Source organism: Candidatus Poribacteria bacterium, assembly GCA_021295715.1.
Taxonomy (GTDB): domain Bacteria; phylum Poribacteria; class WGA-4E; order WGA-4E; family WGA-3G; genus WGA-3G.
The window spans coordinates 1-25,156 of sequence record JAGWBV010000003.1 but is presented as its reverse complement, the minus strand read 5'-3'; the positions used below and the strand labels follow the sequence as shown (position 1 = coordinate 25,156).

24 protein-coding genes are annotated in these 25,156 nt (G+C 48.4%); 15 read left to right on the top strand and 9 right to left on the bottom strand.

The genetic code is table 11. The features are described 5' to 3' along the window. Positions 1-32: 32 nt before the first annotated feature. From J4G07_01155 to J4G07_01130, 6 genes are all read right to left on the bottom strand, one after another. Positions 33-599 carry a Uma2 family endonuclease gene (locus tag J4G07_01155; GenBank protein MCE2412588.1) on the bottom strand — a complete coding sequence of 189 codons (567 nt, stop codon included), beginning with the start codon at positions 597-599 and terminating at the stop codon, positions 33-35. 191 nt (positions 600-790) lie between these two features. Continuing rightward, a complete protein-coding gene (locus tag J4G07_01150; GenBank protein MCE2412587.1) occupies positions 791-3,211 on the bottom strand; it encodes a VWA domain-containing protein in 2,421 nt (806 codons plus the stop codon). Positions 3,212-3,247: 36 nt separating this feature from the next. Beyond that, positions 3,248-4,243: a Gfo/Idh/MocA family oxidoreductase gene (locus J4G07_01145; protein ID MCE2412586.1), complete on the bottom strand. Its 996-nt coding sequence runs from the start codon at positions 4,241-4,243 to the stop codon at positions 3,248-3,250. A gap of 36 nt (positions 4,244-4,279) precedes the next feature. After that, on the bottom strand, positions 4,280-5,254 hold the full coding sequence (locus J4G07_01140; GenBank protein ID MCE2412585.1) for a Gfo/Idh/MocA family oxidoreductase: 975 nt from the start codon (positions 5,252-5,254) through the stop codon (positions 4,280-4,282). Positions 5,255-5,303: 49 nt separating this feature from the next. Beyond that, positions 5,304-6,518, bottom strand: coding sequence for a Gfo/Idh/MocA family oxidoreductase (locus tag J4G07_01135; GenBank protein MCE2412584.1), 1,215 nt, complete (start codon positions 6,516-6,518; stop codon positions 5,304-5,306). 169 nt (positions 6,519-6,687) lie between these two features. After that, positions 6,688-7,629 (bottom strand): dihydrodipicolinate synthase family protein, encoded by a 942-nt coding sequence (locus J4G07_01130; protein MCE2412583.1) that lies wholly within the window; start codon positions 7,627-7,629, stop codon positions 6,688-6,690. A 229-nt stretch (positions 7,630-7,858) separates the two neighbouring features. Between J4G07_01130 and J4G07_01125 the strand changes: the two genes are divergently transcribed. The 14 genes from J4G07_01125 (at position 7,859) to J4G07_01060 (ending at position 20,826) form a co-directional block, all read left to right on the top strand. Continuing rightward, positions 7,859-8,305: a cytochrome c maturation protein CcmE gene (locus J4G07_01125; GenBank protein MCE2412582.1), complete on the top strand. Its 447-nt coding sequence runs from the start codon at positions 7,859-7,861 to the stop codon at positions 8,303-8,305. 61 nt (positions 8,306-8,366) lie between these two features. Further along, positions 8,367-10,388 (top strand): heme lyase CcmF/NrfE family subunit, encoded by a 2,022-nt coding sequence (locus tag J4G07_01120; GenBank protein MCE2412581.1) that lies wholly within the window; start codon positions 8,367-8,369, stop codon positions 10,386-10,388. 18 nt (positions 10,389-10,406) lie between these two features. Further along, a complete protein-coding gene (locus J4G07_01115; protein ID MCE2412580.1) occupies positions 10,407-10,964 on the top strand; it encodes a cytochrome c-type biogenesis protein CcmH in 558 nt (185 codons plus the stop codon). A gap of 57 nt (positions 10,965-11,021) precedes the next feature. After that, positions 11,022-11,369: a hypothetical protein gene (locus J4G07_01110; GenBank protein ID MCE2412579.1), complete on the top strand. Its 348-nt coding sequence runs from the start codon at positions 11,022-11,024 to the stop codon at positions 11,367-11,369. Position 11,370: 1 nt separating this feature from the next. Next, positions 11,371-12,690, top strand: coding sequence for a carboxypeptidase regulatory-like domain-containing protein (locus J4G07_01105; protein ID MCE2412578.1), 1,320 nt, complete (start codon positions 11,371-11,373; stop codon positions 12,688-12,690). Beyond that, the gene (locus J4G07_01100; protein ID MCE2412577.1) at positions 12,683-13,078 is read left to right on the top strand and encodes a hypothetical protein; all 396 of its coding nucleotides are present in this window, start codon (positions 12,683-12,685) and stop codon (positions 13,076-13,078) included. Before J4G07_01105 ends, J4G07_01100 begins: the two co-directional genes overlap by 8 nt. 4 nt (positions 13,079-13,082) lie before the next feature. Continuing rightward, on the top strand, positions 13,083-13,694 hold the full coding sequence (locus tag J4G07_01095) for a HEAT repeat domain-containing protein (protein MCE2412576.1): 612 nt from the start codon (positions 13,083-13,085) through the stop codon (positions 13,692-13,694). Between the two features lie 390 nt (positions 13,695-14,084). Next, positions 14,085-15,869: a 2-oxoacid:acceptor oxidoreductase subunit alpha gene (locus J4G07_01090; GenBank protein ID MCE2412575.1), complete on the top strand. Its 1,785-nt coding sequence runs from the start codon at positions 14,085-14,087 to the stop codon at positions 15,867-15,869. A gap of 18 nt (positions 15,870-15,887) precedes the next feature. Then, positions 15,888-16,796: a 2-oxoacid:ferredoxin oxidoreductase subunit beta gene (locus J4G07_01085; protein MCE2412574.1), complete on the top strand. Its 909-nt coding sequence runs from the start codon at positions 15,888-15,890 to the stop codon at positions 16,794-16,796. A gap of 27 nt (positions 16,797-16,823) precedes the next feature. Continuing rightward, positions 16,824-17,651, top strand: a complete 828-nt coding sequence (locus J4G07_01080; GenBank protein MCE2412573.1) for an ABC transporter ATP-binding protein — start codon at positions 16,824-16,826, stop codon at positions 17,649-17,651. 26 nt (positions 17,652-17,677) lie between these two features. Next, entirely contained in the window at positions 17,678-18,370 is a 693-nt protein-coding gene (locus tag J4G07_01075) for a heme exporter protein CcmB (GenBank protein ID MCE2412572.1), read from the top strand. Positions 18,371-18,474: 104 nt separating this feature from the next. Further along, positions 18,475-19,776 carry a phosphopyruvate hydratase gene (eno, locus tag J4G07_01070; protein ID MCE2412571.1) on the top strand — a complete coding sequence of 434 codons (1,302 nt, stop codon included), beginning with the start codon at positions 18,475-18,477 and terminating at the stop codon, positions 19,774-19,776. Positions 19,777-19,843: 67 nt separating this feature from the next. Beyond that, complete coding sequence (locus J4G07_01065) at positions 19,844-20,125, top strand: septum formation initiator family protein (GenBank protein MCE2412570.1); 282 nt, start codon at positions 19,844-19,846, stop codon at positions 20,123-20,125. Between the two features lie 296 nt (positions 20,126-20,421). Beyond that, positions 20,422-20,826, top strand: a complete 405-nt coding sequence (locus J4G07_01060; GenBank protein ID MCE2412569.1) for a DUF5069 domain-containing protein — start codon at positions 20,422-20,424, stop codon at positions 20,824-20,826. An 84-nt stretch (positions 20,827-20,910) separates the two neighbouring features. Here the strand turns inward: J4G07_01060 and J4G07_01055 are convergent, their stop codons facing one another. Together J4G07_01055 and J4G07_01050 are read right to left on the bottom strand one after the other, a co-directional pair. Next, positions 20,911-21,969 (bottom strand): Gfo/Idh/MocA family oxidoreductase, encoded by a 1,059-nt coding sequence (locus J4G07_01055; protein ID MCE2412568.1) that lies wholly within the window; start codon positions 21,967-21,969, stop codon positions 20,911-20,913. 200 nt (positions 21,970-22,169) lie between these two features. Then, the gene (locus J4G07_01050) at positions 22,170-22,850 is read right to left on the bottom strand and encodes a DUF1080 domain-containing protein (protein MCE2412567.1); all 681 of its coding nucleotides are present in this window, start codon (positions 22,848-22,850) and stop codon (positions 22,170-22,172) included. Between the two features lie 507 nt (positions 22,851-23,357). Here J4G07_01050 and J4G07_01045 point away from each other — a divergent pair. Further along, a complete protein-coding gene (locus tag J4G07_01045) occupies positions 23,358-24,263 on the top strand; it encodes a hypothetical protein (GenBank protein ID MCE2412566.1) in 906 nt (301 codons plus the stop codon). 20 nt (positions 24,264-24,283) lie between these two features. Here the strand turns inward: J4G07_01045 and J4G07_01040 are convergent, their stop codons facing one another. Continuing rightward, a complete protein-coding gene (locus J4G07_01040) occupies positions 24,284-25,120 on the bottom strand; it encodes a phytanoyl-CoA dioxygenase family protein (protein ID MCE2412565.1) in 837 nt (278 codons plus the stop codon). Positions 25,121-25,156: the final 36 nt, after the last annotated feature.

Sequence of the window (25,156 nt, the reverse complement as noted above, 5' to 3'; positions counted from 1 at the left end):
GAAGTGCAATAAAAAAGATTGCCTCAACGCAACTACTCGAAAAGTTGGGAGACAGGACAGGCGAACCCCGGCACGACCTTCTCACCCGTGAGTGTATCTTCGCGCGTGAGCAGCGCAATGTCACTTTCAGAACGATAAACTGTCACCGTTTTGGAACGGGGTTCAAGCACCCAAACGAGGCGTGTGCCTGCATCCAGGTAGGCAAACGCTTTGTCAACGACACGCGACTGAGCATCTGTCGGTGAGATAACTTCAATCGCCAGATCGGGAGGTATCGGAAATCCTTTGTTTTCGTCTCCATCCAACTGAGACGTTGGAACAAATGCCACATCTGGCTTCAGTCCACGTTCACCGACCTGAAAAGTTGCCTCTACGTGTACTTCCCCCAACTGATTCTCTTCCACATACCGATCCAAATATCGGATGACTTTAACACTAATCTTACTATGTATCCTTGTTGGTGGAGACATTGGCACTAATTCTCCTTTGACGTATTCATAGCCGTCTATATCGTTCTCAAGAAATTCCGCCAATGTCATGGAAAGGTCTTCGGGCGCGCGTGTTCCTTGCGCGACTTCGTGGAGTTCTCGTTGCGTCATGCTTTTCGCTCCTCTTTTGATATCCTGTAGCGAATTTCTGATAAGAATCATTGTAATATTTAAAATGCTGTTTGTCAAGTGGAAATCCTGACAAAAAATCAGGGAGCCATAACAGCTCCCGGTGCCAATCTATACCTGACAGGTTGAATTTTTTATATCCAAAAATTATGAGTTGATGACGGGATTTTCTGCTATACCAAGCCCCCACGTTTTCTTAAGAACCACTCGAACCCAAGGAGTGCGATAACCGCCCCAAAAATGAGAGGCATATCCCAAATATCGACATCCGTAATCTTTGATGTTGCACTTTCTACAAGCGGAATCTGATTTACAAGTTGCGGTGCCTCTTCCACGGTATAGTATTTTCCGCCACTCCCTTCCGCAAGCGTCTTGAGAAGCGCGGCGTTAAGCTCAGCATTGCTAAATTCAGCGTAGGATGTTTTTACCTCAAAGAGGGTCTGTTGTTCGCCTAAGTTTTCACTATTGAGGGTCCCGGTTGCGGTGACGGTGTATTCGCCGTAACGGTTCGGAATAAAACGCGCCGTGTAGAGTCCATCTTTACCGAGAACCTGTTCGAGTTTTAACTCCCGGCGTTTCCCCGACGCATCAAGAATCACGGCTCGGATTTTCGCGTTGTTTGTCAACTGGAACTCTGGATCCGTAGCGGTAACCTCAATTACGATAGGTTCTTTCAACGCGTAAACAGTTTTTGCGACATCGAGTTTAATGTGTTCCTTCGGGGCAGTCGTCAGCCATTTCGCAACCTGTCGCCAGAACCGTTCGGGACTATCCTCTTGATTCCAGGATCGTTGATCCGCATCTTCGTGAGAAGGTAGCATCTGCCAACGCCAAGAGGTGTGCGGTGTAAATACCATGACGCGCCCGGCATTGTAATTATGCGTCGCGATAAGAATTCGCTTCCCGAATTCATTTCGATCAGTTGGGTGTTCTGCCAAAACAAGTGCGCCCGCTTTAGCACGTTTCACCTTACTATATCCCTTTAGCGTGGGCAAGATTTGCCAGCGCTCTAAATTATCGGCAGGCATAGCCGCTAAAGCCATCAAAGTTTCGACTTTCCCGTCCGGTGTGAGTTGCAATTTAAAGCCGCTGTCTTCAATAGACTGCGAACTCCTGACCGACCTACCGATTCGCCTCGGTGCTAATGGAGGCGGCGGGGATCCAAGCTCCAATTCTACTGGGAGACACTGCGCAATCGGCGTGTTGATATAGGACACGGAAAGTTCGTGGTTCCCTAAAGAACTGGAACCCCCCAACATAAGCAGTCCACCACCTCGGGTGCGTACAAACTCAACTGTATTCTCCAGCTGCGACAGTGTAAATTGGGATGCATCCACATTGCCTAAAATGATGGCATCAAAGTCAAAAAGCATCTCCTTATCGTCGGGATAAAATTGAAAATCGTGTGACACTTCGGCACGAGTACCACCGTATGTTGGGAGACCGTCAGCAGTGAGCCCTTTCAAAAACCGATCCGTTAATTGGATGTTCGGATCGTTTTTCAAGGCACGCTTTATAAAGCCAAATTCATAACGCGGTCTACCGTCAACAAACAGGATTTTTACACGTTTGGTAGGTGCTACCTTCATTAAAAACGTTTTTGTGTTGTTTTGTGGGACGGCTTCCGTTTCTCCTAACTCTGCGTGTACTTCAAATTTTTGCGTGCCAGCTTCACGAGGTGTAAATTTAAGCAGAACGCGTTTTGTCTTGGTATCAGATTCTGAGTCTGCCCCGCTAAGCTGCGACATCCAAGAGGTTCCTTCATCCATATCAACGGACTCCGTTTTCAGGGCTCGTCCGTTACTTATTAATTGGATATTCACCTTCTTCCCTTTGAAACCCTTCCGTTTCAGCGTCGCCCATACCTCGACGGGAAAATCCTCTTCTGCGGTCCGAGGTACATCGACCTTCACAAGCTCCAGGTCTGAATTGCCCTCTTCTGCGCCAATGCCAACCGTATGGATAGGCAGTTTCCGTTCTCGGATTTGCATTGCGAATTTTGCGACATCAACACCACTTCTGTCCACACCATCAGTCAACAGGACAGCACCAGAGAGTGGAATTCCCTGCAAGTCATCAAGTGCTTCGTTTACCGCTTGTGGAATATCCGTGCTTTCTCCCTCTGCACTCGTCAATGCTTCGCTTGGAACCCGTTTTGCTGTAGTGTCAAACGCAAAAAATCTAACTTTGAATTTTGCGTTCAATTTTTCAAGGAGTCCCGCTTCTTCTGAAAAGAGTAGTTCGTTGGCGCGGCGCAGCCGTGTCACTGAATCCACAGAATCGGTAATCTGCATACTTTTGGACCGATCGATCATCACCAACAGATAGGAATCATCAGGATTTGTTTGATAAATTGTGAGAAAAGGTTTAAGGAGACAGAAGGCAAGCAGACAGAGTACAAGCGTGCGGAGGAAGATGAGAAAACCCCGAAAGACGCGTTGGATACGACCTTCGGTACTCCGATATGCCCATATTGTAGCGGCAAACAGTGCTACGAGCAGAACGGCTATAAGAAGCCCTGGCAATGGCACCCCAAATGAGAAATTCCCCTCTCGAAAAACGTCAATGGGATACTTCATCATTTTTTCAAACATTTTTAATTATTGGGCTCCTTTTACCGATTGAAAACCTTATGCAGAGAGTTTAATGCCCTGACCTGTGTGTGCCGATTCGTGTAATGCATCAATGGCACGCATATTTCCAAGCGCGTCCGATATTGGTAAATGCGTTGGCGCACCCGTATCCACTGCCCGACAGAGATCCAAAATCTCAGCGGCATAAGGGTTCACACCATTATCAACACGAATAGTTTCGCCGTTTACTATAAAATGGGATTCACCTTCCGAATTGCCCCAAGCACTCTGAACAAAGAGAGTGCCATCTGTACCAGCGACCTCATAAGATTCGCGCCACGTCCATCCAAAACTACAATCCAATTGTCCGGTAAGACCATCGCCAAAGTCCAAAGTTCCAATCAGAGTTTCCCAGACGTTGTTAATGGGTTCAAACTTGCCCGTTGCCCAAACCGATTGCGGTTCTCGCCCAACGAGATAACGGATGATATTGATGCAATAACAGCCTAAATCCATGACAGCACCCCCTCCGAGATCGCCTCTTAATCGCCAATTCTGCCGGTCTGTGAGTCCTGTTGAAAAAGTGGAGCGTGCATAGCGGACCTCTCCGATAGCCCCTTCCTCAATCTTCTGTTTCACGGCGAGCGTCAACGGATGGTGTCGGTACATGAAGGCTTCCATTAATCGGATGTCGGCACGTTCTGTAACCTGAATCATCTGCTCCAATTGCGTCGTGTTAACCGCAATCGGTTTCTCAACAAGAATACCTTTGATGCCGCACCGCACTGCCTCCAGCACATTTTTGAGATGATTCGAGGGCCACGTTGCAATCACTAAGACATCGGGTTGCTGTTTCTCCAGCATCAGTCGGAGGTCGTTGTAGGTATTCTGAACGTTATATTCCGTAGCAAAACGCTTGAGCGGTTCAAGTTTCTCGTCGCAGGCTCCTACAATTTCAATTTCTGGCAGATTTCGCCATGCGTTTCCGTGCGCGTTAGAGATACCACCACATCCGACGATGGCGATACGATATTTTGGCGAAGTTTGCGACATAACCAACTCCTTTTAGGACAGGTCAGGAAGGTATCCTCACAAAATCTCTGAAATGGCGATAGGTCTGTTTTCTTGCGCAGACTGGTTCGCTGCCAGCGATATTGCGAGTGTCTTGACTGCATCACTATATGGACTCAAGATTGAAGAACCATCACCGCTGCGCACTGCGTCCACGAATACCTCATCAATTGTTGGGCTTGGTTCTGTCTTATCCACCCATTCCCCATCTTCCTGGACCAAGACCCTTGATGGATTCCAATTCAACAACTCGTCTTCATACAGTAAATCCAGGATATTCGCGTTCGACCAGTCTCCTGCATACGCCCAAGTGGCAGTCAACGAACCGACGGCACCGCTCGCAAACTGAAGAGTGACACTATTGGCATCAGGACAATCCGTCTCTTTGAGAAGCCGGTTTGCCTGCATCGCATAAACAGTTTCCACTTCTCCGCCCATGTAACGCATCATATCGATTGTATGTGTTGCTTGTTCGACAAGTTGACCGCCGGATTTGTTCATCTGGCGGAGCCATGCATTTGGGTCCCCATGCCCAGTGCTGCACCAGTACTTACCAACGATCATGTTAATAGTTCTTTCCTGCAGGATCTGCTGCGTTATTTGCGTCGAACCGAGATAACGGAGTTGATAACCGACACAAGTTATGAGTCCAGCGTTTGCAACTGCCGTTTCAACCTCGCGGGCGATGTCCATATTGATAGCAACAGGTTTCTCCACAAAAAATGGTAAGCCTCGCTCGATGACATCAAGTTCTGGTTGTCTATGTACAAAAACTGGGAGGCTCAAATAGACGGCATCCAAGTCATCACGTTCGAGCAGGGCTTGATGCGCGGTATAGGGGTCAGCGTTGTGTTTCTCGGCTGCACTTTGCGCCCGTTCTGCTTGAACGTCGCACACAGCCACAACGCTTGCGCCTTTGATTCCGGCTAATTGGTTCATGTGTCCATTCGCATTACCACCACATCCAATAAATCCGATTTTAATTTCTGTCATTACTTACCTCTATAAATACCTAAAAAAATTATTGCCAACTTCACTTCTGCTAACGCGCTTTGAAATTAACTTGTAATGCTTTTTCAATGTTTTCGCGTGGATGAACACCAAACTGGACTTCAAAATCGCGATCAAACGCGTCTTCTTCAGCCGGATTAGGTTTAAGGGGAAGTTCAATAGGCTGTCGATTCATTTCGATTGACCGATGCGCCGCAATCACCATCTCCTGATCTGCTTTGCCCATTTCGCCTGTCCATAGCGGTTGGGTGTCTTCTCGGACGGCACGTGCGATACCGTCAAGCATTGTCGCCAATGAGATACCCGTCTCTGAAATGTCTGTCCCCCGATAAGGATTTATCCACTCTATAGTGCCCCCTAAAGACGCTGGAAGTTCCACAAAGATACGCTGCAAAGTGCCATTGGCACTATATTCTCTCTGGAATTCGTATGTCTGTGCCCTTCCGCCCTTTAACGTGAGGTCTTCATCTGTGCAAACATTGACTGTTTCACCACCAGTGGCACCCTGATTCCCGTTGGTGATAATCGTGCCGCGCTCACCACACGTTTCGAAACCGACAAGTTTATTCCGTCCGAGGCATCCATTCTTGTTGCCTACCATAGCAATGCCGATACCGCCATTCTCGAAATCTACGGCATAAAACTCAAGACCTTCCCGATTGTGGTCCCGTTTTGCCCTATCAACGTAGGGAGAAACAGGCATCGTATGCCCGATACTGCTAACTCTTTTGGGGGCGGTATCCATACGGCACCGTATGGCGGCGAGTCCGTGATACCCCGTTGTAGAAAAAAGTCGGTAACACTTGTGAACGTTCCCGATCACGCCGTCCTTAATAAGTTTGTATACAAACTGTTCCACAGGAACAAAGGGGAAATTTTCCGATGTCTGAAGTTTTACGCCATTCTCTGCAGCATCGGTTATCATCATATCCATCAAACCGAGTGTTGGTGCAAGCCCTGTTTCTACGTTATGTGAGATGCCACATCGGGAAAGGTAACAGGAAACGATATGGTGTAGAGGCATAGGTACAACGACATCGCAGACATCCGGCGATGTTTCATCGATCATTTTCCGGACATCGGTATAGGCTTTAACGCTGAATTTCGCGGCACCCGCCTCTGCAGATTCTGCGTGCGCATCACACACAGCAACTATGTCAAAGGTATCCTTTAACATAGCGACTGTTGACAGATGCGAGGCACCGCGTCTACCGTGGCCAATTAAGGCGTATTTTAGACGTGACATTTTTTAAATATTCCTTGCGGGGAAACAATGTTCCATAGAACCATCAGGTGCGTTGCTTAAATCCGCCTGCGCCGTTGTTGCAGGCTACCCGTTTGGGTTTAGCAAAAACCTATTCACCGAACACACTCAACCGATAACCGATGACTATCCTTCTGACCGTTGACTGCTATTAATGAATGCACTGATAACCGGTCTCTTCAAGACGCGTTCGGATTTTATCGACTTCGACTGTAGACAATTGACGAAGCGGGCGGCGCATCGTCATCGAGGGAAATCTACCCATCAACCAGCGAGCGCATTTCATTCGCTGATGCGCGTCACTGCTCGGTTCACCGAAGTTATAGACAATCCGCGCCAGCGAGTCTACTTGACTGCGCGCCTTACGGGCACCGATAAGATCGTTGTTGAGTGCGGCGTGGACCACGTCTACCATTAGTTCTGGCACAAAACCCGCGAACCCGATGAGTGCACCATCACTGCCCTCGAGTAAGGAGGCAAGCAGATATTCATCATGACAGGTCAAGATAGGCACATCGGGTGCGACTTCTTTCAACTGTTCATAGTCCCACCGCCAGCGCGCCATGTCACGAGTGCCCATTTTAATGCAGATAACCTGTGGGATCTTCACCATTTCTAACATCTCTTCAAGGCTATAGCCTGCCTTTGTCCATGCCGGATACTGGTGAACAATAATCGGTATATCAGCACCTTCGGCGACATCTTGAAAGTAACCCACAGCGGTTTCAGGTGTTCTTCCAAAACGCAGCCAGTGATGGGCAGGCATCAATAGGATGGCATCCGCCCCGGCTTCCTTCGCCGCGAGCGCGTCGTCAATCGCTGGAAGGCTCCCTTCCGCGCTAACCCCCGAAATGACTTTAACTCGATCGCCAACGGCTTCAGCGGTAATTTGCGTAACCCGTTGTCTTTCATATAAGCGGAGGGACATGATTTCGCCGGTGTGTCCATTACAGACAACACCTTTTATCCCCGGAACACTTGCGAGTTCCTGCATATATTGACGCAATCCGACTTCGTCAATCGATTCATCTTCATGAAACGGACAGAGGGTCGCCGGAAATACACCTGCCCACGAGTGATGTTGCCAATTCATTTTCATGTTTTCCTGTTCGTTCATCTCACCTGACGGCTTTTTTATTCAGAATTCTGCACACTGCTCCAAATTAAATTCTATTTTAACTTGATTTTGCATCTAAAATCAAGTATTATTTTAAATAGAGAGATGCATCTCGTCAGTACGGTTAACTTTTATAATAGCAAGGTTTGGCTTTCGAGTTACGCCAAATCACGCCTACTGATTCTGATTGATGGAGGAAGTCCCAGTGCAAAAACAGAGAAGGCTCAAGGTGATCGCCGCGAGTGTCATTTTGTTATGTGGTATGGCACTTTTGGTGATGGTTGGGATTAAAAGGACAAGCGTTCGGCATTTCACGCCAGCTGCACTTGTGGCAGACGGAAACAAAATGAACAGTCAACAGGTCCAAGTTGATGGGCTCATTGCAGAAGGCAGCTCCGAATGGGATGCTGTCAATTTTAAGCTCACCTTTGCTGTTCGGGACCGCGAAGCTGCAGCAACAGTCAACGTGATTTACAAGGATCGACTTAAACCGGATAATTTTACGGATGGTGGTAGCGTTTTCGTAGAAGGTAAATACGATGCAACGCAGAACCTCATTGTCGCATCTAAACTCATGACGAAGTGTGCCTCGAAATACGAGGGAGCAGAAAGTGCCACACCCACGAGTGAAACCTCTTATATCTCGGAATAAAGGATAAACAACACCTTAACAATATGTTCAAAAACACTTTTTTAAGGAGGCACAGCAACGAATGACTGCGGAAATTGGACAAGCCGCTATATTTCTCTCTGTGTTCTCTACCTTGTGGGCGATTGGCTTTCTCTGCTTCGGGCTACGTACGCGAAATCAGAACGCCATCCGGAGCGGCAGGAACGCCGTCATTGCTACCTTCATTCTTAGCAGTATTGCAACCGGTGCCCTAATCTACGGTTTTGTAACCGACGACTTCTCAATGCGCTATGTTGTTGAAGTCTCAAGCGCGGCACAACCCCTACTCTATAAAATCACAGCACTCTGGGGACGAATGTCAGGATCCCTCTTGTTCTGGCTCTGGTTGCTGACTGTCGCAGGCGCGATTGTCGTCTGGCAAAATCACCAGCACAACAAAGAAACAAATGATACCCTCTCGGATTATACCCTCATTCCTATCGCAGTCGTACAACTGTTTTTCATTATACTCGTCACCGGCTTAGTCGAAGGCGTTTATAATCCACTCGAGCGCTTCCCCAATGGTCAGATGGCACCAGATGGTGCCGGTATGAACCCACTCCTTCAAACCCCAAGCATGGCATTTCATCCGCCAACGTTATATATCGGCTGGATCGCCCTGACGGTGCCCTTCGCGTTTGCCGTTGGAGCCCTCGCATCCGGTAGAGTTGGAAGTGAGTGGATACTGCGCTCACGTAGATGGACGCTCTTCTCATGGATCGTTTTGACTATTGGTATCACGCTCGGTGGCAATTGGGCATATCGTGAGTTGGGTTGGGGCGGTTATTGGGCATGGGATCCTGTTGAAAACGCCTCTTTTATGCCGTGGCTCCTCTGTACCGCTTATTTACATTCCGTGATGATTCAAGAGAAGCGGAATATGTTCAAACTATGGAATATCCTTCTGATTACGCTTGCCTTCCAATTCACGCTCTTGGGAACCTTCATCACGCGTAGCGGAATTATCACATCGGTACACGCCTTCGCACAATCTGATATTGGCGGATATTTCCTCGGGTTCATCTTAGCCTCGACTGCAGGGGTCATCGGACTCATCATCTATCGCTGGAGACGGTTGAAGAGTGCCAACCGTTTGGAATCCCTGCTCTCCCGTGAAAGCGCGTTTGTTCTGAACAATTGGCTGTTTGTTGGGTTAACACTGATTATCCTCTGGGGCACGTTGTGGCCAATTATCTCTGAAGCGATTAATGGTGAAAAATCCTCTGTTCCCGAAGCGTTTTTTAACCAAGTCGTTATTATTCCCGGGTTGTTGCTTCTTTTTCTCACAGGTGCGGGTCCAATTATCTCATGGAAAAAAATTACCGCCAACAACTTTCAACGGATGTTCTTATTGCCACTTGTTATCGGTTTAATCGCCGGGGCATTGACGTGGGGATTTCTCGCATTCGTCAAGGAAGAGACTTCTCCGATCTATTCGGTACTCTGTGTTTCCGCAAGTACCTTCGTGGTTGTCGCAATTTTAGCTGAATTTTATCGCGGTGCGAAACTCCGCGCGAAGCGGCAGGAAACCTCCTTGCTCAACGGTTTGAGTCTCCTCATCCAACGGAATAAGAGACGATATGGTGGTTACATCGTCCATATCGGTATCGTTATCCTCTATGTAGGCATTATGGGGTCGAAAGGCTATTTTCTGCTTGAATCTAAAGGCTTGAGAATCGGGGAATCGATGGAGGTTGGACAGTTCCAACTCACAATGAAAGATTCATTTGAGAAAGAATTCGCCAACTATCGTCGAACAGGCGTTGTTTTTGATGTCGCAAAAAACGGGAAACAGGTAGGGACGATGGAACCAGCACGCCACTTCTATTACAAGACCGGACAGGGAGAACAGGATACTATTGAATCTGCCATCCGACACTTTGGGGTGAACGACTTTTATATTGCCCTCGGCAGTATCCCGCCGGACGTTAAGACAGGCGGCGTTGTGAACGTGCAGGTGTACTACAATCCTCTCATCGGTGTTGTCTGGATCGGTGTCGCAGTAATGGTGCTGGGCGGAATTGTCGCGATAGCCGAGAAATCTGAACACAGTAGGGATGCTTAACCCGCGAAGGACAAGATCTTGAAAACTGGAAGATTTGAACACACAGTAATCTCCAACGAAACTGTAATTCTTAATTTTGTGCAGATTGTTGCACTTTTCATGGCTTGCTGCTTTATCACCACCGCGCACGCGCAGACACAAGCACCTCGCACAGCAGAAATAGATGCCGCAATTACGTCTAAATTAGAGGAATTACTGACCACAGTCTACTGTTACTGCGGTTGTACGCGAGAGACAATTGAGGTATGTGTATGCGACACGGCAGCCATGATTGAAAAGGATTTTCGTAACCGACTGCTTGCGGGTCAGACAGTCGAGCAGATTCGCACGAATTATCTTGATACGTTCGGACCGCAGTATTACGCCGTCATGCCAGCAGAGGGTATTAATTTACTTGCCTACATTATGCCAGCCGTCATTCTTGCCCTCATCGGTGGTATCGCCTTTTTCGCACTTCGCAAATTCAAGCAGCAACCCGTAACTGGTGATGGGCTTGAAGAAACAAATCAACAGGTCTCTGATACAACTGTGAAACAGGTTGAAGCCGAATTGGAAAGGTACAAACGGCAAAACTAAGCGCGGCGATTTTTTTTCGGTAAAATAGGTACTTCGTGACTTCAGGAAGGGTATTTCATGTCTTTCTTCGTGCTTTTATGGATGGTAATTCTCGGAATCGCGCTCCTTGTGTATCTGGGAGTTCCAATTTTTTTCAAAACAGGTTCACAACTTGCTGCAACGTCCGACGATCTCATCGAGGAACGGCGACGAACCCTCTTTCAGGAGCGTGAGCGCAGCTACGCCGCACTGACAGATCTCGACGAGGATTACGAAACCGGAAAACTCTCGGATGCCGACTACCAAGAATTGCGTGAGGAACTCCTGCAAGACACTGCGCGCGTCATCATGCAACTCGAAAATGAATCCCTGACAGATGTAGAAGCAGAAATTGAAAGGTTCAAACAGCAACAACGTGGGACATAATATGTACACGAATCTATTCGCATATAACAAATCGAGGGACAACTCGCAGATTCACTGTATCACTCTATGGTGGATATGTAGCCTATTCGCGGTTGCCTTGACGCTTCTTTTCTCATTTTCCATCCTCCACGCACAAACAACAGAACTGGGCGGTATTCAAGGCACAGTTATTGATAGAAAGCAGGACAAACCCCTCGTCGCACAGCCCGTAACCCTCACTATCCATAGGGCAGACGCTACTGAGATCCAAAAAACGATGACAGATAAAAGTGGGAACTATCGTTTTGGGAATCTGCCGCTTGATCCTCTTGTCCACTATACGGTTTCTACGGTTCATGCAGGAACTGATTATACTGAGAAGGACGTGGTCTTGTCCACTTGGGCTCCTAATATCAAAATTGACTTTGAGATCGGGGGATTTACGGAAGACAAAACACAAATCCGTGTGAAGTCGCATAGTTTTGTCATCGCGCCTCCGCCTCCCGACCATGCACCAGATGGTGCCGTCACTGTTATTGAAGCAATTGGGATTGAGAACCAGAGCGACCTACCTTTTAGAACTGTGCATGGCACGCAAACAGTCGGACTGTATTTAACCCTCCCGAAAGGGACCGAAGGTTTTCAGCCACATCAGACAACGGAACTCGCAATAAATCCTGCTACCAATCAAGCCATTCGCGCGACACCATTGCCACCAGGAGAAACGCATTTAGGCTATACTTATATTTTTCACGTCGAAAAAGACAAACTGGATTTATCGCGTCGTTTGAATTTTGCCACAGCGGAGTTCTTATTCTTTGTCCCAGAAGGTATCAACTTTGCGCCCCGTGCGAAGTTTTTCGGCGCGCCAAAGCGCGAACAGATTCACAATAATATTTATCTTATATATCAAAGCACTGCGCCAAAAGCGTTTGCTGCTGGTACTACGGTTGATTTAGCACTTAATGTAAACATGGGCTCTGCCGGTGGTGCCCTACCGGAGCAAACATCTAACCTCGGGCAGTTGATACTTATTGCTGTCACAGCAGCATTGACCGGTGGATTCTTCGTCGCCGCTCTCTTTAAACTCCGCACAGCAAACAACAGGGACAAGTCTGACGCCGATGACACCGCAACACCCTCAGACGCAGGCTGGCTCCGTAAACTGAGTCCAGATGATTACGAGTATGTCCGCGTCGCAAGGCTTGAATTTATCACGCATCTCGATGATAAGTACGAGAAACAAGAGATTTCGGAGCGCGTCTATAAACGATTGCGCCGAGAACAAACCGAACGCCTCACGACACTCCTCGAAGAACAAAAAAGGAGAACCGATGCATAGCAAACACCACATCGCTGATCTGATAATCATGTTGGGTCATATAGACGAAAACGTTCGAGATACCGCTAAAGCGGAATTAATTGCCATCGGCAAACCGGCGATTCCGCAACTCATTGATGTCCTGACGCAGGAATGTTGGCATATCTCTGGATACGGAGCCGAGTTTTACACGCACGTTGAGGAATCCGCGCTTCCTGTTTATATGGAGCAGATGGCGAATCACGCTGCGGAGGTCCTGGCAAAAATCGGTGAATCTACCGTCCCTGCACTCACGGCGGAACTCACCAGAGCCGAACGTGAGTTTTCCGAATGGTTTTATAAGTACTTGCGACCCGAGCAAACTGATCGTCTTATCACAATGTTGGCGTATGTTAAAAAAGGTCAATAGATAGATGGACAACGAACACGTTATAGCCGACTTGATTGATGAGTTGTCGGATATGGAGGACGATGTCCGCGATGCTGCGAGAAAAGAGCTGGTCGCTATCGGCGAACCCGCTATTCCACAACTCATCGAGGCACTTTCAGAAAATTTGTGGGATATTCCCGACCAAGCGGCAGACATTTTGGCAGAGATCGGTGCTCCCGCAGTGCCGGCACTTATGGAAGAGTTAGCAATAGCTGAACGACATCACGCTCTTAGCATAAGCGATACATTAGGCAGAATTGGTGCCCCTGCTATTCCAGCACTTAGCGAAGCATTACAAGCTTTAGATGAGCAACTCCGCGAATATACTGTCCGTGCATTCTGCAACATGGGATCAGCGGCAATTGGGGCGATACCGGTTCTTATTCAAGCTTTAAGCGATCCAGAGGCAGAGGTTCGGACCTATAGTGCTTATGCACTCTCAAACCTTGAGGAAGCTGCCGCGGAAGCTGTGCCTGCGTTAATCAAGGCATTAGCGGACGATTCCGAGCGGGTTCAATATCACGTGGCGTTTGCATTGGATAAAATTGGAACTCCCGAAGCGAAACAAGCACTCGTATCGTTGACCCGAGCGTAGGACAAAAATTTCATACCCCCTAAAATTCTTCCGAGATACAAGACAGGCACACATTTTAATGTTTATTTATAGCTACAGAGTTCGCTGAAAGCCTGCTTTCAATAGACTCAATTCATAAAAATTGATGTCCAATAAACGTTGCAATAAATTCGTTAAATCTTAAAAAAACTTGAAAAAATACATCGAATGTAGTATAATTAAAAAAAGAAAACTGTTTTATGTGTCCATGAATATTAAGAAAAAGGCGCAAATATCGCAATGTAACTAACATACGAATCAATTTGCTTATTTGTCCGCCACTCTGGTGTCGTCAGGTTTATCGAACCGTGGCGTATCTTCGGTGAATTCGCTACACCAGAATGGAATACAAAAAATTAGAAGGGAGCCAAGATGGCAAAATACGATTTTGTAATGGCTGTAGGAGGGGCACCCGGACAGGGAATAGACTCCGTAGGTCAGGTTTTGACTCGGATCTGTGCCCGGCACGGTTTGCATGTCTTTACCTATAGTGCCTACCAATCCCTCATCCGCGGCGGTCACACCTTCCTTACTGCCAGAATCAGTTCTGAACCGGTCGCTAATCAAGGCGACAAGCTTGATTTGGTTATTGCCTTAGACCGGAATAGCTTGGAGACACACCTTCCACATGTTGCCCCCGGTGGCACACTCATCTATAACAGCGATGATGTCAAGCAGACACCAGAGCGTGATGACATACAACTGGCACCTCTGTCCTATCAAGAATTGTGTAACAACACCGATAGAAAAAAGCTGATGCTAAATGTCTGTATGCTCGGGGCAGCGATGAAACTCGTGGGCGGAGATTTAAAAGTCTTTGAGGATATGCTCACTGTTCAATTCCTTAAAAGTAAAGGACAAGCGGTCGTAGATGCGAACATAGATGTCGCGCGTGCAGGCTACAATCACGCAGTTGAAAACTTCACCGCATTTGATGCCCAATTTGAGAAGCAGGAACCAGTCCTCGCTGTCGCTGATGGCAATTCGGCAATGGCAATGGGCGGTGCAGCCGCAGGTGTGAAATTTTACGCCGCCTATCCGATGAGCCCCTCAACCGGTGTTCTGCACTGGATGGCAAACAACGCTCGCGACCTTAGCATTATGGTCCGACAATGTGAGGACGAAATTAGCGTCGTCAATATGGTAATAGGTGCTGCGCATGCTGGATGTCGAGCGATGTGTGCTACTTCCGGTGGCGGATTTGCTTTAATGACAGAAGCGATCGGCAGCGCAGGCATGATGGAAATTCCCATCGTCGTTATTAACGTCCAGCGTGGTGGTCCTTCCACAGGCTTACCGACCAAGACGGAACAGGGCGATCTATGGCAAATTCTCGGTGCAAGTCAAGGCGATTTCCCGAAGATTGTTGTTGCCCCCACGAGCATTATGGACGGTTTTGACACTATCCCAGAAGTCTTCAATCTCGCAGACAAGTTCCAATGTCCTGCCATGGTCCTCTCCGATCTAACGTTGTCCATGGGCTTCACGACGTTCGAGCCAGATTCCATCAATTGGCAGCCGGAAATAGATCGGGGTTCACTCATTAATGGAGCCGCGCAGTCTGACGGTAAATACCTCCGCTACGAAATTACCGACAGCGGGATCTCACCGCGAGCGATTCCCGGTACCCCGGGCCATGTCCACGTTGTTGCGACTGATGACCACGATGAAGATGGCACGCTGATTAGCGACGAATTCACAAATCCTCACAAACGGCGTGACATCATGGAGAAACGGCAACGGAAGATGGACGGTCTTACTGCACTTCTCCCGCCGCCGACGCTCGAAGGCCCTGAAGATGCCGAAGTCACGCTCATCGGGTGGGGCTCCACACAGAGTGTGATTGGGGAAGCGGCTCAACTCCTAACAGAGGCTGGCGTTTCCACGAATCACATCCATTTCAAGTGGCTCTATCCGATAGACGAAGATGCAGTGAACGAAGTGCTTGAAAAATCGGCACATTCGATTATCGTCGAGTGTAACTACACCGGTCAATTCGCACGATTCCTGCGTGGTGAAACCGGCTTTAAGGCAGACGGTCAAATCCGCAAGTACGACGGTGAACCGTTTATGCCACATCATATCGTTAATGGTGCCCGCGAACTCTTAAGCGGTAAGACAGACCTCTATGTCCCCTATCAAGAAATTGTAGTCTAAAAAAGGAGGATGAATCAGATGGCGAAACGAGAAAGATCTACTCGACGAGAAAGACCTGTTAAGGGCGCGCCTACGGCGAAAGATTTTCAGGGTGATGTTCGTCCGGATTGGTGCGCAGGCTGCGGTGATTACGGTGTCCTCAGTTCCCTGCAAAGTGCTTATGCAAAACTTGGCAAAGGCAATCATGAACACCTCACCGTGAGTGGCATCGGTTGTTCCTCCAACCTTCCCGGCTACATCCAGACGTACGGAATGCATACCCTGCATGGACGTTCTCTTGCTGTGGCTACCGGTGCGAAATTTGCGAATCACGAAATGAACGTGGTTGTTACCGGCGGTGATGGAGATGGATACGGCATCGGCGGAAATCACTTCATTCATACGATGCGAAAAAATATTGACCTCCTCTATATTGTGATGGACAACCAAATTTACGGGTTGACCATCGGTCAAGCCTCGCCGACGAGCTTGATGGATATGAAAACTAAAAGCACCCCGTTTGGCAATATAGAGGCTCCGCTCAATCCGATTGCTATGGCGATTGTCACTGGGGCGACTTACGTTGCCAGAGGGTTTAGCGGTAACCCAAGACAACTGACAGAACTGATGTACAACGGCATGCAACACAAGGGATTTGCCCTTATTGATGTGTTTAGCCCCTGTATCACTTTCAACAGGGACAACACGACTGCCTTTTTCAAACAGCGCGTCAACGAGCTTGAAGATCACGATCCAAGCGACAAGGCTGCGGCACTTGAACAAGCCGTCAAGTGGGGCGACGAGATCCCCATCGGACTGTTCTATCAAGATACAAGCCGTCCTGCCTTGGATGAAATGGAACCCGTTTTGGAAAACGGTCCCATGGCACATCAACCGCTTGGTATTAGCCAAGAACAGGGCGATGCAATCATCCGGCGTATGATGTAAAGACGAAAGAAAGACGGAAGGATGGAAGTGCCCCGCAATCTTCCAACCTTCCAGTCTTCCAAAACGATAGACCGACGGAAAGATGGGAGATGGAAGAATTTCCACTTTTTCGGTCAGCATGGAATCATTGACATCATGCGCCTTCGTGCTTCCCAACTCACAAAGGACTTCGGACATCGCACGATTGTCAAAAATGCCACACTTTCGGTTTATCCCGGAGAAGTGGTTACGATTTTCGGTCCCAACGGTGCCGGTAAAACAACGCTCATCAAAATTCTCGCAACCCTCCTGAAACCGACCTCTGGAAAACTTGAGATTGAAGGGGCGGATGCAATCGCAGATTACTCGGATGTCCGTCGCGCGTTGGGGGTCGTTATTCATGAAAATCTCGCCTACCCTTCGTTCAGTCCTTATGAGAACCTCAAGTTTTTCGGACAGATGTACGGCATTAAGCAGTTGGAACATCGTGCCACAACACTGCTTGCTGAAGTCGGGCTGCAGCGTTTTTTACATGAACCCCTTCGCATCTTCTCTCGCGGCATGACACAGCGTTTCATGATCGCTAAAGCCCTCCTCCATGCCCCCTCAGTGTTGTTACTCGATGAACCGTTCTCTGGACTGGATGCCGCTGCCAGACAGTTTGTCCTTGATCGTATTGCACAAGAACGACAAAAAGGCACAGGCATCGTCATTACAACACACAACACAGAGTTGGGCTATCTTGCTGGCACAAGGTTCCTCTTCATGATAAATGGAGACTTGGAAGAGATTGCGCAGAAAGATGAAATCGAAGCAGAGACATTACTCCGCATGTATGAGAAGAGGTTGGCAAACAACGCTCCGAAAGGGCTATAGAGCGTCTCTTTCAAACCGAGATAGATATGAAGGCATTCCGTCAAATTGGCGCGTTGATTCGTAAGGATCTTGGACTTCAGTTCCGTTCGAAGGAGACGTTGGTATTAATCTTCGTTTTCAGCGTACTCGTTGTCCTCATCTTCGCTTTTGCGTTCGGTCCGATTTTTCCTGAAAAGGTAGAACGTGGTAAATTAACCGCCAGTGTCCTCTGGGCAGCGTTCGTTTTCGCAGGAATTATTAGTTTGAACCGTTCATTTACCTTAGAACGTTCACACGGTGCGATAGACGGTGTTCGACTCACCGGCGTTGATGCAAGTAACCTCTACCTCTCCAAAGTCGTTAGCAACGTCGTATTTCTATTTTTGTTGGAAATTGTCATCACGCCTATCGCACTTCAATTCTTGGATCTGCTTGATGTGGTGACGATGGGCGTATTATTGAAACTCTTCGGCGTGCTGAGTATCGGCACGCTCGGTTTTTGCGCTGTTGGTGTGCTGTTAGCAGGCATGTCCACAAGCGCAAACGGCGGTGAAAGTCTGCTTTCCGTTATTCTACTTCCGCTCGTGATTCCGATCATTATAGGCGGTGCGAAATGCACTGTTTCACTTCTGGTAACGGGTGGGTTAGAAGGCGGGTTCTGGCTGAAATTGCTCGCCGCGTATAGTTTAATTTTTTTAGCCGCTGCGTATCTGCTCGCAGAGGCTGTTATTGAAGAATAGTGGCTTTCGGTTTCCGTCGGTAGTATATGTGGCATCAAAATATAAATAATCCACAAACGGTTCTTGCTGAAGGTTCCGATAGCCATTAAAAAGGGAGAAAAACCTTGTCAGAAATCATTGATATACACGCACGCGAGATATTGGACTCGCGGGGTAACCCGACAGTCGAGGTAGACGTTAATTTAGCGACAGGTGCATTCGGACGCGCCGCTGTCCCCTCTGGTGCGTCTACAGGTGAACACGAAGCGGTCGAATTGCGCGATCAGGATGCCAATCGGTATTTGGGGAAAGGTGTTCAGCAAGCCGTTGAAAATGTCAATACCGTCATCACGGATGCCCTTGTAGGGGAAAATGTCTTTGCACAAAACGACATAGACACCGCTATGTGCGAACTTGACGGTACAGAGAACAAAAGCAAACTCGGGGCAAACGCGATTTTAGGTGTTTCGTTAGCTGTCGCGAGAGCCGCCGCAGACGAAGTCGCGCAACCGCTTTACCGCTATATTGGTGGCACAAACGCGAAAGAGCTCCCTCTACCGATGATGAATATATTAAATGGGGGGTCTCACGCCGACAACAACGTGGACATTCAGGAATTTATGATAATGCCAGCGGGTGCAAAGAATTTCGCCGAAGCACTCCGCATGGGTGCCGAAATCTTTCACAGTCTTAAAGCGGTCTTGCAAGCCCGTAATTGCAACACGGCTGTTGGTGATGAAGGTGGGTTTGCACCCGATCTCGGTTCAAATGAGGAAGCCATCGCGGTAATCATTGAAGCCATTGAGCGTGCGAATTACGCACCCGGGAGCGATGTACTTTTAGCATTGGACGCTGCTTCCAGCGAATTCTACAATCGGGACACCGGCACTTACGAATTAAAAGCAGAGGCACAACCGACGAAATCGCCAGCAGAGATGGTCGCTTTTTACACGGAACTCTGTGAGAAATATCCAATCGTCTCTATAGAGGATGGTATGGACGAAAACGACTGGGACGGTTGGAAACAATTGACGGAGGCAATCGGGGATAAGGTCCAACTCGTCGGTGATGATCTCTTTGTGACCAACACCACCCGTTTGCAACAAGGTATTGATGAGCAGATAGGCAACTCAATTCTCATCAAAGTGAATCAGATTGGGACCTTGACGGAAACGCTGGATGCCATTGAACTCGCGCGACGCTTCAATTACACGGCTGTCGTTTCACACCGGTCAGGTGAGACAGAGGATACAACTATCTCTGACTTGGTTGTCGCAACAAACGCCGGACAGATAAAGACCGGTTCGCTCTCCCGGACCGATCGTGTCTGTAAATATAATCAGCTCCTACGGATTGAGGAAGAATTGGGAGAGAGTGCTATTTTTGCGGGTCGAAAAGTTTTCTATAACTTGGAGGATCCTCAGTAAATCTTTGTATTCAGCGGGCAGGCACAGACCTGCCCCTACAATTACCCTATAATTAGAGGGGTGCCCTATGCGAATTTTTCGCCCAATCTTAATCTTAATCGCGCTTGGCTTACTGATTGTGAGTGTCAGGCAATTTATGAACGGTTATAGTGACTGGCAGCAGGCGCAGCTTGCCGAAGAAGCCTATCGTGCTGAGATACAGGAATTGGAAGCGGAACGCGATCGGTTGAAGCAACGCGTCGAGATGCTACAAAACGACAGACTAACAAAAGAACGCCTCGCCAGAAAACGACTCGGTTATATCAAGCCCGGTGAACTCAAATTTAAGGTCGTTAAACCCGATTTTTAATTTTTCCTTGCGGTTCAGTCAGGTGGGTTTGGTAACTGAAGTGCCTCTCCGTAGCCCCGCAGAAACGCCTAAGCAAAAACCCTGCGCCGTTGTTGCAGGCTCTTACTTTGGGTTTAAGGAAAACTCTTTACTGACTGCCGACTACCATTCTGCTGATTGCCATCCGCTAAATTTTTTCTTGCTTTTTTTCCGGGTTGTGCTATAATGACGTGGAATTTCGCATGGCAGGCAACTGCACCTATTGTGACGATGATGCCCGCCTATTATTCACAACATTTATAAGAAGGAGAAAGAGAATGGCAGGAATGATTCCGACAATTAGTTCCGGGGTTGCAGGACCACTCGGCGTGTTGCACCTCCCCCGATTCTGGTCGAAAGTACTTATGGATTCCAAAGGTCAGCTGCATGAAGATTATCCCGCATGCGGCGCGGGCTTCCTGGACAAAGACACTACACTGGCGTACATCAGTGACAATTCTCCCACCTATCCACAGTTTGAAGCATGGGTTTCGGAAAACGGCAGTTTTGACCAAGCGGCAGTCGACGAACTGAACGCTGCAATTTCAGGCTATAATCACGATGACGACACCCGTGGGGGCATCCTCGGTGCAAGCGGCATTGATGATGACGGCTCCATCTTAGACGCTGTTAATCTCAACAACCTTGATGACTGGTATGAACTTCACGCCAGTTTAGGTTAGACCTATATATCGTTTCGTGTAGGCGCGGCAAAGAGGCGCGCCTACATGAAGCACGCCTCTTATAACTATATCCTTTTTCCTTATCTACTTATCTGCTTCTGTTGTCAATTCAATTGCCCTACCCGCCTCAGAGGACTTAAGCCCCGCAAGCAGGATTTCAGTGACATGCCGCGCCGTGTATGCATTTGAGAGTGGTGGTTGCGTGCCCTCACGGATACACTCCGCAAAATGTGTGTGCATTCCGCTCGGTGCTGCATCTGAACAGTTGATCGTTTTAACATCAACAGGCGCGTGTTCGCGTGTATAAGAGGTCGGTGTCCACTGACTGAGCGTCGCGCCATCTTTGCCGGGCATCGTGAATTTACCAGCCGTGCCATGCACACTCGCTTCACCCGTCCGCGCAGGATCACACCAACTCGTCTCTGCTGTGACGATTCCGCCCGATTGCATCTCAAGCACGAGTGTCGCGACATCTTCTAATTCTGTCGGTTTGTCGAAGGTCGAAACGAAACCCGTCACCCGCTTGAAGGTGCCGAGCATCGCGACGAGACCAGAAACGGCATAAACCCCCATGTCGAAAAGCGCACCGACACTCGCTTGTTTCGCATCGAAAAACCACAAATCATCGCCAGATTCACCGAAGATGTCACGAATCTCCGCGTAGTAGATCTCGGGACCGCCATGACTGCTCCGCATCCTCGCGCCGGATACCCGTCCAATCGCATTCTCTGCAATCAATTGACGAATTTTATAGATAGCGGCGTTGAAATGTGGAAGACACATCACCGTTTTGCCACTCGCTTCAGTTGCTGTTACAAATTGATTCGCTTCGTCCATATCCCCACAGAGCGGTTTTTGCATGAGCACGTGTTTGCCGGCTTCCAACGCTTTGATACCCCATGAAACGTGTAACGGATGTGGGGTCCCGACAAGTATCGCATCAAGCGTGTCATCAGCGATGATTGCGTCGTAATCCTGTGTCCAACGGGGTATGTCGAATTCTTGACATTGATGTTTGAGGCGGTGTTCGCGCCTGCCGCTGATGACACTCACTTCAAAATCGTTGCTTTCTGCGAGGTCAGGTAGGTGCATCCGGCAGACAATACCACCTGCCCCGATAACACCAAGTTTCAGTTTTTGCATAACAATTCCTTTTTTTAATTTACTTTGCCGAGTTATAGGGGGTGTTAAGTCCATTGCGTGCGTTTGTGTCCATCCTGTTCTTCTGCCTTTCTTCCATACCCTTCATTACGGACACCAAAACCTGTAGCCTGCAACAACGGCGCAGGGTTTTTGCTTGGGTGTTTCTTTAGATTTGAGGAAGACACGTCCATGCTTCAAATTCACACTGTTTCTCCGCAAGGTAAAATTAAAATATTGCGAAAGGCAACAGGTCCGTGGTCGCCTTGCAACATTAACGGACCCGTAGGTGCTTCATCTTCAATCATTGTGCCGCGCGTGCAACCCGCCACTTCAACGTCTTCATGGATTACCTGTCCATTCCACACGACTTTGACGAAGGTAGCATTGGCAATCTTGTTACCATCGGCATCGAATTTTGGTGCCCTGAAGGTGATGTCATAGGTCTGCCACTCACCCGGTGGTTTACTGGCGTTAACACGCGGCGGCACGCCATCTACCGGTTGATTGTCGATCCAACGGCAATATACTCCGCCACAAGTGCCATAGCCGAGTTCCGTTTCACCCCAACTGTCCAGTATCTGGATTTCGTATCTCCCCATGAGGTAGACACCAGAGTTAGAGCCTTGTGGCACCATAAATTCTACATGGAGTTCACAATCACCGTGCTCAGCCTCGGTGTAAATATCGACGGTGCGTCCAGTAGCACCGTTGTAAAAAATGCCTTCGCCTGCTGTTGTGGTCAACAGTTTGCTATCGTCAGTGTTGAGGGCGACGCTGCCAGCGGCATTCCATTCATGTTCTGGAGCACCACCGCGCGCATGCCAACCCTCCATATTTTTACCATTGAAAAGGTTAATTCCGTTTCCAGATTGAGACATCATAGTCCCTCCTATAGTCCGATCTGTAGATCGAAATTTCCTCGCGAGCATAGCACAATATTAGGTGGAATTTGTGTTAAGTTCTACTTAAAATTAGCAAGCGCGCGTCGTCTGAAAGGAAGTGAAAGCGTTTTTGCTTGGGCGTTCTTCAGCTTTATGGAGTTGAACTTAAAAATTCCAATCCATCTAACCGAACCGCAAGAATAATTAAAAATTGACATATTTCATAAGGTAAGGTATGCTATTTAACCAAGAGAAGGTATACTGATATGCTCCGACGGTTAAAGCAATAAGGTTCTATAGAACATCTGCTTTGGTCACTACCTCTACCTAAAGGCGGGACCTGTGCAAACCATGTACCAAACGTCTATTCCATCTCGTTACTAATGGATGACCAAATTAAAAAATCTAGGATCCAAAATGGGTATAGGATCACCGAAAACCACCGCGTATTGTCCCGTAAGCCTTAGGCTTGCGCAGGAGCGGTGCCCAGGAGAAATAAATTAAAAAATGAAACAGGTTTTTTTATTTTTAGGGTTGTCCCTACTGATGGGAACGGTTGCCCTTTTCGCGCTTTGTGGCTACGACAATATTGCGACACTTCACGCAGCACCTATAGAGACTGCTACATCTAACCCAGCAACTCCATTTGCTGAAGGATGCATCAAGTGTCACGGCACTGAACCTGCCTATCAAGAATGGAAGCAAGCGGGGCATTCGCATGCCCTTGTCAACCTGATTGAGGGTCCGTATGAGCTTCAGAACTCGTGCCTCAGCTGCCACTCTTCTGGCTATGAAGTTTTCAGCGATCGGGTCTACCCAGGGCATACCTATAACATCGAAACAGCGGTAAACGCCGTTGCGTGTTCCTCATGTCATTCACACAACAGCAGATCGGAACACTTATTGGTAAAACCCGCGAGGAAATTGTGTGTTGAGTGCCATAAAATGGACTGTGGTTGTGCAGGTGCTGGTATCGTCCATCAATCACAGTCAGAGATGTTCCTTGGGCGCGAGGGTGCCGGTGTGAAACGGATGCCATCCCCACACGTGCGCGCAATGAAAAAACGATGTGTGCACTGCCACATGGCAAAAGAGGATCCAGAAACGGTCGCGCAACACGGGGGACACACATTCAAGGCGGATTTCTCGACATGTAGCACCGCGGGCTGTCACGACAGTGCCGACAACAGTATGGAGACGAAGTTACCACAATACCGTGCCGAAATAGAGGCAAAGATGCAAACCGTCAAAATGATGCTTGACGCTACGCCTGACAAAACTTCGCAAGCCTATCTCGACGCAAAACTGAACTACGATATGGTTAAAGGCGACAGTGGCTACGGGCTTCACAACATACCGTATGCAAATGCGTTGCTTGACTACAGCCTTTCGCTCAAAAGCGAACTGGAATAGGAAGGAACTACCGCCTCATTCTAACCCTGTCCATCGAGTAATGCCCGCAGCGGTACGTCTTGTTCCTTCGGTAGATAATAACTGAGCGGATCACTGACGACTCCAATCAACTGCTTCTGAATTGGGTTACACTTAGCAACCAGTTCATCAGGCATCGTGATATAATCCATCGGTTTGACCCAACGGTAAGCATAGCCCATAAAAATGGTTTTGCGTGGCATACTGGACCAGTTGTGTCCAATACCGTGCCATGTACGCTGTTCAAAGAGGAAGGCATCTCCTGCATTGACATTCATAGAGATAGCACCGCGTGCCCTACCTGTATCTGGGTCGAGTGGTGGTCTGCCCGTCAAGCGGTTACTCCCCGGCACCAGCACCGTTGCACCCGAAGCAGGATCGGACTGGTCACTAATAGCGTAAGCAATCTTGAGCATGATGCGAGGGTGGGGTTCCTGCATCTCGCCATGTGACGTGCCACCGTCGCGGTGCAAGCCGATACGGTTCTTCACCTCAGGCGGTGGTTCCTCTTTTGGGGGGAGTACAATGAGGTGAGATGTAATCATCTGGACGTTCCAATTGAGAACCCCGTAGGCGAGGGGCGCCGTTTTTTGCCAGTCAAGAAGTTGGAGGAATGCTTCGTGGTGCGTGATGCAGTTACGGAGGTTTAGTTTGCCGCCAGCTTCAAGTCTACCTGCGGCTTTCTCTTTCGCATAAACCTCGTCAACGGCAGTATCAATTTCCGCGACGACATCGGAGGGTAAGGCATTTCTTATGAGCAGATACCCATTGTTTTCAACAAATTCCTTATGCTCCGGCGTAAAGATTGCGGCTTCATTAAGATCTGTTATAGTGTCCATGGCGTTTATCCTTTAGTGAGCTGGCTTTTGATAGCA